A 13,365-nucleotide genomic window follows, 5' to 3' on the forward strand; every position below is an offset into this window, starting at 1 on the left:
AAGATTCTTTCCACGCGTCCACGTCTTGAAATCTTTAGGGAGGCAGACAATGGCAGACGCCGCCATTCATGGCCACGAGCATGAAGACAACCGGGGCTTCTTTACCCGTTGGTTCATGTCGACCAACCACAAGGACATCGGGCTCCTTTATCTGATCGTGTCGGCGATCGCCGGCCTGATTTCCGTTACCTTCACCGTCTACATGCGCATGGAGCTCATGGAGCCCGGTGTGCAATTCATGTGTATGGAAGGCGCGCGCTTGTTGCCCGCCGCCGTCGAAGACTGTACGCCCAACGGGCACCTCTGGAACGTGCTGATCACCGGCCACGGCATCCTTATGATGTTCTTCGTCGTGATTCCCGCGCTGTTCGGCGGCTTTGGCAACTATTTCATGCCGCTGCAGATCGGTGCACCGGACATGGCGTTTCCGCGCATGAACAACCTGTCGTTCTGGCTGTATGTCGCAGGCACCACCCTTGCGGTGGCCTCCGTTATATCGCCCGGCGGCAACGGCCAGCTCGGGTCCGGCGTGGGTTGGGTTCTGTACCCGCCACTTTCGGTCAACGAAGGCGGCTACTCCATGGACCTCGCCATTTTCGCGGTACACGTCTCCGGCGCGTCCTCGATCCTTGGTGCGATCAACATGATCACCACCTTCCTGAACATGCGTGCCCCCGGCATGACCCTGTTCAAGGTGCCGCTGTTCGCATGGTCGATCTTCGTCACATCCTGGCTGATCCTGCTGTCCCTGCCCGTTCTGGCCGGCGCAATCACCATGCTGCTGACGGACCGGAACTTCGGGACGACCTTCTTCGATCCCGCAGGCGGTGGCGACCCGATCCTCTACCAGCACATTCTGTGGTTCTTCGGTCACCCCGAGGTCTACATCGTGATCGTGCCTGGCTTTGGTATCATCTCCCACGTGATCTCCACCTTCTCGCGCAAGCCGATCTTTGGCTATCTGCCGATGGTCTGGGCGATCATCGCCATTGGCGCGCTTGGCTTCGTCGTGTGGGCACACCACATGTACACCGTCGGCATGTCGCTGCGACAGCAGTCCTACTTCATGATGGCCACGATGGTCATTGCGGTGCCAACCGGGGTAAAGATCTTCTCCTGGATTGCCACCATGTGGGGCGGCTCGATTGACCTGAAGGTGCCTATGCTCTGGGCGTTTGGCTTCCTGTTCCTCTTCACCGTTGGCGGCGTGACCGGCGTGGTGCTGAGCCAGGCGGGCGTCGACCGTGCTTACCACGACACCTACTATGTGGTTGCCCACTTCCACTACGTGATGAGCCTCGGGGCCGTGTTTACCATCTTCGCGGGGATCTACTTCTACTTCCCGAAGATGACCGGTCGCATGATCAATGAGCGTCTGGGCCAGATCCACTTCTGGAGCATGTTCATCGGTGCAAACCTGACCTTCTTCCCGCAGCACTTCCTGGGTCGCCAGGGTATGCCGCGCCGCTACATTGACTATCCGGAGGCCTTCGCCACCTGGAACTATGTCTCGTCGATCGGCGCGTTCATCTCCTTCGCCTCGTTCCTGCTGTTCTTCGGCATCGTGATCTACACGCTGATGAAGGGCAAAGTTTCGAACGTAGCGAACCCTTGGAACGAATACGCGGACACGCTGGAATGGACCCTGCCCTCCCCGCCGCCGGAGCACACCTTCGAGCAGCTGCCAAAGCAGGAAGACTGGGACAAGAGCCACGCGCACTAAGCCCGGCCTGACAGCCAACCCGAAGGCCCCGCTTGATGCGGGGCCTTTTCATATAGCTCATGGGGTCTCCCCCAAAGGCGCGCTGCACTTTTAGAGGCGGACCGTGCCCGTGAATCCGGACATAGCCCTTGGACAGTCTGATATTTGCCGCCGTTGTGGCGTTGCCCTTCGTGGCTTTTGCCCGCGGCGTGCGTTGGACACTGACTTTTCTTTTGCTCGTGCCAACGTCCTGGGCGCTTTACGCGCTGTGGGTGTCGGTTACACAAGGGATCGGGGCCGAAGCGCAAAGCAGCATGTTCACACTCCCCCGGGGACAGCTTTTGACCCGCGTCGCGCTCACATTCTGCATCTTTCCGGCGGTATTCTTCGGTCTGCGTACGATCCGGGCACTGCGGCTGGGGCGCAACATGGCGCTTTGTGTGATGACCGAGCACCTCGTCTTTGCCGCCCATGAAATCGAAGTCCGCCATTTGCTCGGCGGCGCGGCTGACTTCGAAAATACCGTGTATTGGTCGTCGGGTGTGGAACAGGCCATTGCCGTCATATCCGGTTTGGCGTTGCTGGGCTTTGCAGTGCTGACGATCATCCAGTTGAGCCTGCGCGTGCTGCGCGGCCCCGCAAGCCATGCACGCTGACCCAATCCGCCTGCCAATCATGCCTGAGGCGATGTTGCGTCCGGCTTCATGCACTCCGGCATTGCGCGTCAAAGTGTTGGCGCTGTAGAAAAAGTCATGCCTTACCAGTGGACAACACCTCCGCGCGCGCCTCGGCAAGAGCTAAAGCTCTGGCCCCATAATGCGCTGTCGCCAGAGGGGTTCGCCATTATGATTCTGGGTTTCTTTCTCGCGGCATTGATTCCGCTGATGGGTGTCTTGGGCACCTTGCTTCTCTGGGGGCTTCTTCCCTTCCTGCTGGCGGCGACGGCCGGGCTGTATTATGCCTTGCGACGCAACAATCGTGACCGCCAGATCACTGAGCTTCTCAGCATCACATCCGAACAGACACGATTGCAGCGCACCAATCCTGATGGCATGACGCAGGAATGGGAGTCGAACACCTATTGGGTCACCGTCTCCCTGCACGAGACCACCGGTCCTGTGCCTAATTATGTGACTCTCAAAGGCGCAGGCCGCGAGGTCGAGATCGGCTCGTTCCTTTCGGAGGATGAGCGCAAGGTGCTATACACCGATCTCACCAACGCCCTGCGTCGCGTAAAGGACAAGTGATGGTTCAGGCTGCTGCCACCGCGAAATGGCGCCGCGCCGCCCTGCTGATGACCGCGCGCCTCGGCTTGACGGATCTGACCGAGCGCCTGCATCCCGTAGCGTCCGAGCGCGCCGCGCTGGACCTGCGCGGGGCGTTGGACGGTCGGGTGCCTCCCCTTCGCAAGCAGGTGGTGTTCCTCATTCCCTTGGTTGGACCCGATCAGGTGGGAGACTGGAAAGCCGTGAGTGACCGGCTGAAGGCGACGCTTCACTGCATGCGGGCCCAGAATGACCCGCACTGGCAGGCGATCATCTGCTGTCAGCAAAAGCCGGACCTGCCGGATGATCGTCGTATCCACTTTCTCCCCTTCGCGGATCCGACGCCCGGCAATGACAAATGGCGCAAGCTGAGCGCGCTATATGAACAGCTCGACCGGCTCGATACTGGTCCGTGCTACGTCATGTCTTTCGATGCCGATGACCTCATGCGACAAGGGCTGGTCAAAGAAATGCTGCGCCGTCAGGCTCCGGGCGGCTACCTTGTTCAGCAAGGTCTGGTGATGGATGATTCCACCGGCGTCATTGCACTGGCCGATCAACCAACGATGAAAGAGCTGGGCCAAAAACCATTCTGGAAGCTCTGCGGCTCCTGCGCGTCGCTGGCCCATGACCCTGACATTCCGGAGTCGGCCCTGTTTCTCAGGGAAATGACCCAACACGAACACCGGATGTTCCCCTACCTCGCACGATTGGCCCAGCGTACATTGTCACCGATTTCCTTTGCGTCGGTGTTGTATGTGCTGAACCACGGCGAGAACTTTGGCGCCCGGCGTGGTCGTGTTGGCTTCAAGACGCGCTTCGTCGAACGTTTCAAGATCGAGGATCCAGAGGAGCTGGCGCGTATCGCCGCAGGCTTCCCCTTGCCCGAGGAGCCGGACCAGAGAGAATCCATCAAAGCCGGGTAGTACGCGCTGTAAAGTCGGCCTCCCCTGCGCATGCCTTCTGAAGTCAGCACGAAAAAGCCCGCAAACCGTGGTTCGCGGGCTTTTATTTTAGGTACGGTCGAGCGTCACGCCGAAAGGCGATCCTTCACCAGTGGCCCCACGGCACCAAAATCCATCTGACCAGTATATTTGGTCTTCAGAACGCCCATAACCCGCCCCATGTCCCGGATCGAGCTCGCGCCCACTTCGGCCACGGCAGAGTCCACAGCGGCGGACACTTCGTCCTGGTTCAAGGCGCGCGGCAGGAACTCTTCGATCACAACGATCTCGTTTGCCTCCCGTTCAGCCAAATCCAGCCGCCCGCCTTCTTCGTAGGTCTTCATGCTTTCGCGGCGTTGCTTGACCATACGGCCGAGGATCGCCAGCACTTCCGGCTCTCCGACACCATTGTCATTGCCGTCGGCCCGTGCAGCAATGTCGCGGTCCTTGATGGCGGCGTTGATCAAACGCAAAGTCGACAAACGTGCCGAATCCTTGTCTCTCATCGCCTGCTTTACGGCCGCATTGACCCTATCTCGCAGTTCCATGCGCCCTAATCTCCGGTATGACTTTCATAAGCTGGTAACATACCGGAGGCCAATGGTCGGCGCAAGCCAAGGCGGATCACAACAACCCATTGGAATTAAACGAATTTACAAAAGGCACAGCGCCTCTTGACCGCCCACTGTGCGCGGCTTAGGTTCCGCGCGATTTGCCCCTGCCACCGGAGTCGCCCATGTCTGCTGCATCCAAACCCGCGCCAACCGCCTGCCTCGCCCTTGCCGATGGCACCTTGTTTTACGGACAAGGCTTCGGCGCCACGGGTCAGGTCACAGCGGAGTTGTGCTTCAACACCGCGATGACAGGCTACCAAGAAATCATGACTGACCCGTCCTATGCCGGTCAGGTCGTGACATTCACCTTCCCGCATGTGGGCAACGTGGGCGTGAATCCTGAGGACGATGAAACCGGCGACCCCGTCGCGGCGGGCATGGTGGTGAAATGGATGCCGACAACGCCGTCCAACTGGCGCTCTGTGCAGGGACTTTCAGACTGGTTGTCGGCAAGGGGACGCATCGCCATCGGTGGGATCGACACCCGCCGGCTGACGCGCGCGATCCGCCAGTCGGGCGCACCGCACGTGGCGTTGGCACATAACCCGGACGGCAACTTTGATATCGAAGCGCTGGTGGCAGCCGCGCGAGCCTTTTCCGGTCTCGAAGGCTTGGATCTGGCCAAGGACGTCACCTGCGCGCAGAGCTATCGCTGGGACGAGATGCGGTGGGCATGGCCGGAGGGCCACGTCCGCCAAAAGGACGCCAAGCACAAGGTCGTTGCAATCGACTACGGTGCCAAGCGCAACATCCTGCGGTGCCTCGCCTCCGCCGGTTGTGACGTGACGGTACTGCCCGCCTCTGCGACCTATGAGGATGTGATGGCCCACAGCCCGGATGGCATTTTCCTGTCCAATGGCCCCGGCGATCCGGCGGCCACGGGAAAGTACGCGGTGCCAATGATCCAAGGCTTGCTGGAAAAGTCCGATCTGCCCATCTTCGGGATTTGCCTTGGCCATCAAATGCTGGCGCTGGCGCTTGGCGGACGTACTATCAAGATGAACCACGGCCACCATGGCGCCAACCATCCGGTCAAGGATGTCGAAAGCGGGAAGGTGGAGATCACCTCCATGAACCACGGGTTCGCCGTGGACAGCCAGTCCCTTCCGGCCGGTGTTATGGAGACCCATGTGTCCCTCTTTGACGGGTCGAACTGCGGCATCCGCATGAATGATCGGCCCGTGTTTTCGGTCCAGCACCACCCGGAGGCAAGCCCCGGCCCGCAGGACAGCTTCTACCTGTTTGAACGCTTCGCAGCCTCCATGGCATAAGGTATTCCGCCCCTGCCGCACTCTGGGAAGTGGCAGGGGCGTTTAGATTGTCTTTACCGAGTCGCGGGTAGCTTCTTTCGGAAATTAAGCTGCGCCAAAACTCACCTTAAAGGCGATTAAACCAGGTTAGAACAGGTATAGGATGTAAACGTTCTTGTATTGTATCCGTTAAGCTTTGTTAAAAGCCCGACGCCTCGTTAGCGTTCAATTAACGCATTGAAATATACAGGGTTGTTCTCCTTCCGTTTCAAAACACGTTAAGGTGTTTTTAAGCGGATGGTCGCCACCATGAAGGTTCAAACCGGGACCTCTCATGACCCATCCAGTCCATCCTCTTCCATACACGTTACTGGCTCAAGCTGGTGACCCACGCGGGCAGCCGGTCAGCCGGATATTGCTCGACAACCATACCAGCACCCCGCGTGTGATGCTGGGGGCCATGGCAGAGGCCGCACGTATCGGACAACCTATCGCGCGTGTCATGACGGCAGAGGCCCTCGCCACACGACAACAGGTGCTGGAGGCACAGGCGCGCCACTACGGCGCGCTGATCATGGACAAGACAACGACGCCAGCCGATGGGACATTGGCGGGTCTACTCCCGGGAGATTTTTGCCTGCTGCACGGGGTACTGCCTTGGGTCAGGCTGGGTGAAACCCTGGTCTTGGCCACCTCCCGCCCTGACGAGTTCGATGCGATGCTGGCCGACCTGCCCCCGGATCTGGGTCCGGTCATGATGGCGCTGGCGCTTGAAGCAGATATCCATGACGAAATCGGACGTCGCCACGGGGATGCGCTTGCGAAAGCGGCCGAAAATTGGGTGCCGGCCGAGGACAGCTGTCGGGACCTGAACAAGGCCGGTCCGCTGGCCAGCGGGATCGCTCTGGTTGCGATCATTGTGGCGCTTGGGCTGCTGGCAACCGTTCCACAGCTTTTCTTTGGCGCCGCTCTGATCATGGCGCTCGGATCGCTGCTCGTCAGTCAGATCTTGAAGGTGTCCGCGCTGATAGCCGCGCCACGACGAGAGCCTGCGCCCCTGGTTCATTTGCCGCGCACCCCGCCCGTCGTCACGATCATCGTCCCATTGTTTCACGAACAGGAAATCGCCTCGACGCTGATCAAACGCCTGTCGCGGCTGACTTACCCCAAAGCGCTGCTTGACGTGGTACTAGTTTTGGAAGCTGAGGACGCGGTCACATGCCAGACCCTGAACCGCACGACCTTGCCGCCATGGATGCGGCGCATCACGGTGCCACCAGGCGAGATCCAGACCAAACCCCGCGCGCTCAATTATGCCTTGCGCTTCACCCGAGGCGAGATCGTGGGGATCTATGATGCCGAGGACGCGCCTGCGCCTGATCAGATCGAGCACGTGGTGTCGCATTTTTCAAAGGCCTCGCACGACGTCGGCTGCGTTCAGGGCATTCTCGACTACTACAACCCGCGCGCGAATTGGCTGTCGCGCTGTTTTACCATCGAATATGCAAGCTGGTTCCGCATTGTTTTGCCCGGCTTGGCGCGCATGGGCTTCGCCGTGCCACTGGGCGGGACGACCGTCTTTTTCCGCCGCGAAGCGTTGGAGAAAGTGCGCGGATGGGATGCGCACAACGTGACCGAGGACGCCGATCTGGGGATGCGGCTGGCCCGCCATGGCTGGCAGACAGAACTGATCCGCTCCGTCACACGCGAAGAAGCCAACAATCGCTTTTGGCCGTGGATCAAACAGCGGTCCCGTTGGCTCAAGGGATATGGCATCACGTGGTGGGTGCACAGTCGACGCCCAAAGAGGCTTTGGCAAGACCTTGGGGCGAAGCGGTTTTTTGGACTTCAGGCCCTTCTGCTCGGCACCTTGCTGCAATTTGCATTGGCGCCGGTGCTATGGTCGTTTTGGCTTATCGTCGTAGGGCTGCCGCATCCGATGGATGGCTACATGGCGCGTGAAGGCATCCTGGCGTTGACCGGACTTTTCCTTGCGGCGGAGGCGATTTCCTTTGTCATAGGAATCGCGGCTCTCGCCCGGAGCCCACATGCGCAGCTCTACCATTGGGTTCCGACGATGTTCGCATATTTCCCGATGGGCACCGCCGCCGTTTACAAGGCCTTGTGGGAGACAGCGTTCAGCCCGTTTTACTGGGACAAGACGCAGCACGGCCATTCCGACCCAGACCATCAGGGCGCGGACATTCCGCCCGACACCCATGTCTGAGTGTCAGATCAGAGCCCCTCGCTGGATTCCAGCTTCAACCGCGTGACGAAGGCCACCGATATATGATCGCGCAACGCTTTATAAGCGGCGGCCTCGTCACGTTTGGCGATGGCTTCGACGATTGCGCTGTGCTCGGCCATGGCGATTTCACCTCTGCCCTGCGCCGCAAGCGAGGTCGTGGCCATCAGAGCCATGGAGCGGTGCACAAGGTCAAGCTGCTGCACCAGGAAGCGGTTGTGCGACGCAAGGTGAATCATCTTGTGAAACCGCCGATTGGCCCGGGCCAAGGCGGCCGGATCGGCCATCAAGGCGCGGTCCTCCTCCACCATATCCTTGAGCACACGGACCTCTTCGGCAGTTGCATGCCGTGCGGCCAACCGTGCGGCCAGTCCTTCCAGCTCCGTGCGCACCGCATAAAGCTCCGCCATCTGGTTATGATCGAGCGAGGCTACAATCAGCGAGCGCCCGTCGCGGGCCAGCAGGCTTTGGGTTTCCAGCCGTTGCAGCGCCTCGCGGATAGGGGTGCGTGAGACGCCAAATCTCTCTGCCAGTTCGCTTTCAACCAGCCTGTCGCCGGGACGGTATGTTCCTGAGTCGATCGCGTCGAGGATCAGCGTGTACGCATCCTTCTGAGTGGGCTTCGGCTGGGCCATGGGGTCTCCTAAAATGTTCGGCGTAAACTAGCCTTTTGCCGCAGGCACAAACAAGCGCCATGAATTGCCTCATTGACGCATTTCGACCTATATCTCTGGATATGAAACGATTTGAACGCTTACGCGCCTGGGTCTTTGACCTCGATAATACGCTCTACCCGCCACATATGCGGCTGTTTGACCAGATAGAGGTCAAAATGAACAGCTTTGTCATGAACACGCTGGGCATCGGTCATGCCGAAGCGGATGAAATGCGGTCGCTCTATTGGCGTGAGCACGGCACGACGCTGGCGGGATTGATGCAAAACCACGGCGTTGACCCTGTCGCCTATATGGATGAGGTGCACGACATCTCCTTTGATGCGCTGGAGCCGGATCCGCATCTGGCAGAGCTGATCGCCGCCCTGCCCGGTCGGCGCATCGTTTATACCAACGGCAGCGCGCCTTATGCCGCGCGGGTGCTGAAGGCGCGCGGGCTTTCAGACGCTTTTGACGCGATCTACGGGGTTGAGCACGCCGATTATCTGCCCAAACCGCACGCCTCCGCCTTTGATCGGATTTTTGCACTCGACGGACTGCACCCCGCAGAGGCCGTGATGTTCGAAGATGATTCCAGGAACCTCGAAGTGCCACACGCGCTTGGCATGACGACCGTCCATGTCGCGCCAGAGCCGGCCCCGGCCGAACACATTCACCACCATACCGACAATCTCACGGCATTTCTGAAAAAGGTGTCGAAATACACGGGCGGCTGACGGCCAAGGCTCAGGCAGATTGTCGCAGATTGCCCCCAAAGGCAGGGGTTCTGGCGCTATGCGACATTTCGCACGTACCTTTGATGCAGCGAATGCATATGTCTCCGGCACAGCCACACAGGAGACACGCAATGAGCAGCATTGAGACCTTCTCGGAAAACGCCGCGCCCGCAGCGAAAGTCGAACACAACATACTTTGGACCGTGTTGGTCTTTCTCGAGATCGTTGCGCTGGCCACATATTTCTGGGGACTGCCCGCGCTCGCCATGATCGCTCTGACCTGCGTGCCGGTGATGTTCGTCGTTCTTTTGCTGATCACCGTGGGAAAATAGGCAAAGCCGCAAACCGGTCGCATGGTCCCTCCCCCTTGTGCGTACTAGATATCGTCGCAAGGAGAATGACCATGGATTATGACATCACCATCTCGGGCGGCGGCATCGCGGGTCTGACCGCCGCGGCCGCCTTTGCGCAGGCCGGGTTTTCCACTTTGGTGGTGGACCCGACACCGCCTGTGACAGACCGCGAGGCCGATGGCTCGGATCTGCGCACAACAGCCTTTTTGCAGCCCGCGCAGATGTTTCTCGACGAGGTGGGTCTATGGCCGCGTCTTGCAGAATACGCCATGCCATTGACGACCATGCGCATCGTCGATGCCGGTGGCGAGGTGGCAGAGCCTCGGGTGATCAAGGATTTCAAGTCCGGTGATATCTCTGACAAACCTTTCGGGTGGAACCTGCCGAACTGGTTGCTGCGGCGCGAGATGACAGCCCGTTTGGCGGAGTTGGCGCATGTCGATTTCCGCCCCGGCACGGCCACTACCGGCCTGTTCACCCGAGAAGGCGAAGCGCGTGTCTCCCTGTCCGACGGATCGCGGATCAGGACACGACTGGTGATCGCCGCCGATGGTCGCTCCTCCCCCATGCGGCAGGCGGCTGGCATTGGTGTCAAAACCACACGGTTCGGGCAAAAGGCGCTGGCCTTTGCGGTGACCCATCCGATCCCGCACGACAACGTCTCGACCGAGATCCACCGCACAGGCGGCCCGTTCACGCTTGTGCCCCTGCCCGATCACGACGGCCGCCCATCCTCTGCCATCGTGTGGATGGACAGTGGCCCGGAGTGCGCGCGGCGTATGGCATTGTCCCCCGAGGCCTTGGAAGCGGAGATGTCGGAACGTTCCTGCCACCTCTTTGGGCCGCTGTCTCTGGCCTCGCGTCGGACCGTCTGGCCGATCATCGCACAAGAGGCCGACCGTCTGTCAGGTCAGCGCATCGCCTTGGTGGCCGAGGCCGCACACGTGGTGCCCCCGATTGGCGCGCAAGGTCTGAATATGAGCTTGAAGGACATCATCGCGCTGAGGGATCTGGCTGTCGCCGCACCGGATCGGCTGGGTGATGCTCAGATGCTGGATGCCTACCACAATCGCCGGGCGGCTGATGTGCGCGCGCGCGTCACCGGAATAACTGCTTTGAACCGCATAAGCCAAATGTCTTCCCAACCCTTGCGCGACCTGCGGGCTAAGGGACTTGACGCGCTCTACAGCATGAAGCCGGTGCGGACGTCACTGATGAAGGTCGGTTTAGGCGCTTCTGGTTGACCCAGGCGATTCCTTTTGGAGACACGGGAATCCAACCAGCAGAACTCGCCTGAGGTATTCCAAGGTTGAAAAAGCAGCTCCCCACATCTGGTGAGTTGTTTTTCGAGAACGCTATGGCAACAGACGTCATGCGAACGGATTCGTTTACCTGCTTTTAAGGCGTCCAAGCAACAAAGATCATACAAACCAAAACGCCAAAATCAAAGGTAACCCCATGCGAATTAACACTATTCTGGGTGCCGCCTGTGCGTGCGCCATGGCTCTTCCTTTGTCTGCCGGTGCCGAAGTCGTCCGCGCGGTGTCGGAAATGCGTGCAAGTCACGCTGTTTCTGCACACTGGGGCTCTAGCGTCCCGGCACAGGGCGCGGCGTCGCTGACATACGACCGCGACACCGGCACGATTATCGAGTTGGTGATGACCATAGACGGCACGTCGACCGACGATCTGGCACCCGCAGGACCCGGCGGCATGCTCGGCTCGATCCATATCCACAACTATCCACAAGGGGGTCCCAACTTTTTCATCCAACAGTTGCCGGGCGAATTTGAAGAGACAGACAGCGGCTTTGTGTTTCGCGTCAGCAATTGGAAGGTCGAAGATCCGATTGTCGGGCCGGAGGGCGGTGCCGATTTTGTGCTGAGCGAAGTGGAACGGGGCAATGCGTATTTCGGATTGCACACCAACCACGCTCTGTGTCCGGGAAACACGAAAGACGGTGTTGCGGGCACTTGCGCTGCGCCGGGCACAGCTCTGTCTGGGCATATTACCGTGCTGCCAGCGCCTCACCCGGATGTGGTGGCCATGTTCAGCCAATGATCCCAAGGGCGTTTCTACTTTGGTCGTTCGCGGCCGCGCCGAGTTTATATCGGCGCGGCAAAGATCTTCCTCTGCTGCGTTAAAGAACCTGATCCACCACGGCGCGCAGGCGTCCGATGGTGCCGTCAACGTCGTAAAGCTTGTCCAACCCGAACAGACCGATACGGAAGGTCGAAAAGCCGTCGGGCTCATCCACTGCCAGTGGCACACCGGCTGCAATTTGCATGCCCTTCTCGGCAAAGGCCTTGCCCGACTTGATCGCCGGATCGTCTGTGTAGCAGACCACGACGCCGGGCGCGGCATAGCCCTCTGCCGCCACGCTTTTCACGCCCTTTTCAGCGAACACCTGACGCACTCCGTTGCCCAGTGCCCATTGTGCCTCTTTCAGGCGGGTAAAGCCGTAGTCCTTCGTCTCTGCCATGGCGTCACGAAAGCTGCGCAGGCCATCCGTCGGCATGGTCGCATGATAGGCGTGGCCACCGTCTTCGTAAGCCTTCATGATCTGGTGCCACTTTTTCAGGTCCACGGCAAAACTGTCCGAGGTCGTCTCCTCCATCCGAGCCATTGCACGCTCTGACAACATGACAAGGCCTGCACAGGGTGTGGCGGACCATCCCTTCTGCGGGGCTGAGATCAACACGTCCACACCGGTTTCCGCCATGTCCACCCAAACACAGCCCGAGGCAATGCAGTCCAGCACCATAAGCGCGCCGACCTCATGCGCTGCAGCTGCAAGCCGTTTGATATAGTCGTCTGGCAGGATCATGCCCGCCGACGTTTCCACATGCGGGGCAAAAACCAGCGCCGGCTTTACTTCGGCTATTTTAGCCTCGACCTCTTCGATCGGCGCAGGGACAAACGGCGCGTCCACCGCGTTGCCGGTTTGACGTGCCTTCATCACAGTCGTCTCGCCGCCGAATTGACCAGCGTCAAAAATCTGCGACCAACGGTAGGAGAACCAACCGTTGCGGACCACCAACACGTCTGCCTGTTGACCGAACTGACGGGCGACGGCCTCCATTCCAAAAGTTCCCCCACCCGGCACCACGGCCACGGCGTGAGCGTTGTAGACGTCTTTCAACATGCCCGAAATATCGGTCATAACCGTCTGAAACGCGCCGGACATGTGGTTAAGCGATCGGTCTGTGAAAACCACCGAGAATTCTTCGAGCCCTTCCGGGTCAATCGTGTCGAGCAATGCGGCCATCGTTTTCTCCATTGTTTTCTCTGACCTAGCGCAGTGCGCCTTGTGGCAAAAGAGAAACCATTGGCGCAATTGCGCGACATCCCAAGCGCGGAAGACCGGCATGGCCTCATTCGGGAAGCTTGGAGCTTTGGCGCCAACCGGCGCATTACAAACATTTGTGCAGTCAATCTGGCGTGGACGACAATAAGGGCGATACCGTGAGGAGCGAGACAGACCTGACGTTTTTTGATTACCCTCAGCGTTTTAGACGTTCCCACGACACCTAACAGCAACAAGGTCGGGGACCTCGACAAAGGAGGTTTGATCCTAGGTGGAGTTGGTCTGGGAGGAAAAT

13 protein-coding genes are annotated in these 13,365 nt (G+C 59.6%); 10 read left to right on the top strand and 3 right to left on the bottom strand.

Annotated elements, in window-relative coordinates:
* Window positions 1–49 precede the first annotated feature (49 nt).
* The 4 genes from ctaD (at window position 50) to GGQ68_RS09455 (ending at window position 3,893) form a co-directional block, all read left to right on the top strand.
* The gene (gene ctaD, locus GGQ68_RS09440) at window positions 50–1,723 is read left to right on the top strand and encodes a cytochrome c oxidase subunit I (protein ID WP_183965346.1); all 1,674 of its coding nucleotides are present in this window, start codon (window positions 50–52) and stop codon (window positions 1,721–1,723) included.
* 128 nt (window positions 1,724–1,851) lie between these two features.
* On the top strand, window positions 1,852–2,358 hold the full coding sequence (locus GGQ68_RS09445) for a hypothetical protein (protein WP_183965348.1): 507 nt from the start codon (window positions 1,852–1,854) through the stop codon (window positions 2,356–2,358).
* 96 nt (window positions 2,359–2,454) lie between these two features.
* On the top strand, window positions 2,455–2,949 hold the full coding sequence (locus GGQ68_RS09450; RefSeq protein WP_183965725.1) for a DUF2244 domain-containing protein: 495 nt from the start codon (window positions 2,455–2,457) through the stop codon (window positions 2,947–2,949).
* A complete protein-coding gene (locus GGQ68_RS09455) occupies window positions 2,949–3,893 on the top strand; it encodes a hypothetical protein (protein WP_183965349.1) in 945 nt (314 codons plus the stop codon). The genes GGQ68_RS09450 and GGQ68_RS09455 overlap by 1 nt, the downstream gene beginning before the upstream one ends.
* A gap of 104 nt (window positions 3,894–3,997) precedes the next feature.
* Here the strand turns inward: GGQ68_RS09455 and GGQ68_RS09460 are convergent, their stop codons facing one another.
* Window positions 3,998–4,459 carry a GatB/YqeY domain-containing protein gene (locus GGQ68_RS09460; RefSeq protein WP_183965350.1) on the bottom strand — a complete coding sequence of 154 codons (462 nt, stop codon included), beginning with the start codon at window positions 4,457–4,459 and terminating at the stop codon, window positions 3,998–4,000.
* Window positions 4,460–4,647: 188 nt separating this feature from the next.
* On the opposite strand from GGQ68_RS09460, the gene carA reads away from it, so the two are divergent.
* Together carA and GGQ68_RS09470 are read left to right on the top strand one after the other, a co-directional pair.
* Window positions 4,648–5,796 (top strand): glutamine-hydrolyzing carbamoyl-phosphate synthase small subunit, encoded by a 1,149-nt coding sequence (gene carA, locus GGQ68_RS09465; RefSeq protein ID WP_183965352.1) that lies wholly within the window; start codon window positions 4,648–4,650, stop codon window positions 5,794–5,796.
* A gap of 313 nt (window positions 5,797–6,109) precedes the next feature.
* Window positions 6,110–8,002, top strand: a complete 1,893-nt coding sequence (locus tag GGQ68_RS09470; RefSeq protein WP_246429319.1) for a glycosyltransferase — start codon at window positions 6,110–6,112, stop codon at window positions 8,000–8,002.
* Window positions 8,003–8,010: 8 nt separating this feature from the next.
* On the opposite strand, the gene GGQ68_RS09475 is transcribed toward GGQ68_RS09470, so the two are convergent.
* Complete coding sequence (locus tag GGQ68_RS09475; RefSeq protein WP_183965354.1) at window positions 8,011–8,655, bottom strand: GntR family transcriptional regulator; 645 nt, start codon at window positions 8,653–8,655, stop codon at window positions 8,011–8,013.
* A 101-nt stretch (window positions 8,656–8,756) separates the two neighbouring features.
* On the opposite strand from GGQ68_RS09475, the gene GGQ68_RS09480 reads away from it, so the two are divergent.
* The 4 genes from GGQ68_RS09480 (at window position 8,757) to GGQ68_RS09495 (ending at window position 11,824) form a co-directional block, all read left to right on the top strand.
* Window positions 8,757–9,410 (top strand): pyrimidine 5'-nucleotidase, encoded by a 654-nt coding sequence (locus GGQ68_RS09480; RefSeq protein ID WP_183965356.1) that lies wholly within the window; start codon window positions 8,757–8,759, stop codon window positions 9,408–9,410.
* A gap of 131 nt (window positions 9,411–9,541) precedes the next feature.
* Window positions 9,542–9,742, top strand: coding sequence for a hypothetical protein (locus GGQ68_RS09485; RefSeq protein WP_183965358.1), 201 nt, complete (start codon window positions 9,542–9,544; stop codon window positions 9,740–9,742).
* A 71-nt stretch (window positions 9,743–9,813) separates the two neighbouring features.
* On the top strand, window positions 9,814–11,007 hold the full coding sequence (locus GGQ68_RS09490; RefSeq protein ID WP_183965360.1) for a UbiH/UbiF family hydroxylase: 1,194 nt from the start codon (window positions 9,814–9,816) through the stop codon (window positions 11,005–11,007).
* A 256-nt stretch (window positions 11,008–11,263) separates the two neighbouring features.
* On the top strand, window positions 11,264–11,824 hold the full coding sequence (locus tag GGQ68_RS09495; protein WP_183965361.1) for a hypothetical protein: 561 nt from the start codon (window positions 11,264–11,266) through the stop codon (window positions 11,822–11,824).
* 79 nt (window positions 11,825–11,903) lie between these two features.
* Here the strand turns inward: GGQ68_RS09495 and GGQ68_RS09500 are convergent, their stop codons facing one another.
* The gene (locus GGQ68_RS09500) at window positions 11,904–13,031 is read right to left on the bottom strand and encodes an aminotransferase class V-fold PLP-dependent enzyme (protein ID WP_183965729.1); all 1,128 of its coding nucleotides are present in this window, start codon (window positions 13,029–13,031) and stop codon (window positions 11,904–11,906) included.
* Window positions 13,032–13,365 lie beyond the last annotated feature (334 nt).

Source organism: Sagittula marina (assembly GCF_014196795.1).
In the GTDB taxonomy this organism is placed as follows: Bacteria; Pseudomonadota; Alphaproteobacteria; order Rhodobacterales; family Rhodobacteraceae; genus Sagittula; species Sagittula marina.

Excerpts from the sequence above, each read along its gene's own strand:
- ctaD (WP_183965346.1), top strand. The coding sequence starts at position 50 with ATGGCAGACGCCGCCATTCATGGCCACGAGCATGAAGACAACCGGGGC.
- GGQ68_RS09450 (WP_183965725.1), top strand. The coding sequence starts at position 2,455 with ATGCCTTACCAGTGGACAACACCTCCGCGCGCGCCTCGGCAAGAGCTA.
- GGQ68_RS09455 (WP_183965349.1), top strand. The coding sequence starts at position 2,949 with ATGGTTCAGGCTGCTGCCACCGCGAAATGGCGCCGCGCCGCCCTGCTG.
- GGQ68_RS09460 (WP_183965350.1), bottom strand. The coding sequence starts at position 4,459 with ATGGAACTGCGAGATAGGGTCAATGCGGCCGTAAAGCAGGCGATGAGA.
- carA (WP_183965352.1), top strand. The coding sequence starts at position 4,648 with ATGTCTGCTGCATCCAAACCCGCGCCAACCGCCTGCCTCGCCCTTGCC.
- GGQ68_RS09470 (WP_246429319.1), top strand. The coding sequence starts at position 6,110 with ATGACCCATCCAGTCCATCCTCTTCCATACACGTTACTGGCTCAAGCT.
- GGQ68_RS09475 (WP_183965354.1), bottom strand. The coding sequence starts at position 8,655 with ATGGCCCAGCCGAAGCCCACTCAGAAGGATGCGTACACGCTGATCCTC.
- GGQ68_RS09480 (WP_183965356.1), top strand. The coding sequence starts at position 8,757 with ATGAAACGATTTGAACGCTTACGCGCCTGGGTCTTTGACCTCGATAAT.
- GGQ68_RS09485 (WP_183965358.1), top strand. The coding sequence starts at position 9,542 with ATGAGCAGCATTGAGACCTTCTCGGAAAACGCCGCGCCCGCAGCGAAA.
- GGQ68_RS09490 (WP_183965360.1), top strand. The coding sequence starts at position 9,814 with ATGGATTATGACATCACCATCTCGGGCGGCGGCATCGCGGGTCTGACC.
- GGQ68_RS09495 (WP_183965361.1), top strand. The coding sequence starts at position 11,264 with ATGGCTCTTCCTTTGTCTGCCGGTGCCGAAGTCGTCCGCGCGGTGTCG.
- GGQ68_RS09500 (WP_183965729.1), bottom strand. The coding sequence starts at position 13,031 with ATGGCCGCATTGCTCGACACGATTGACCCGGAAGGGCTCGAAGAATTC.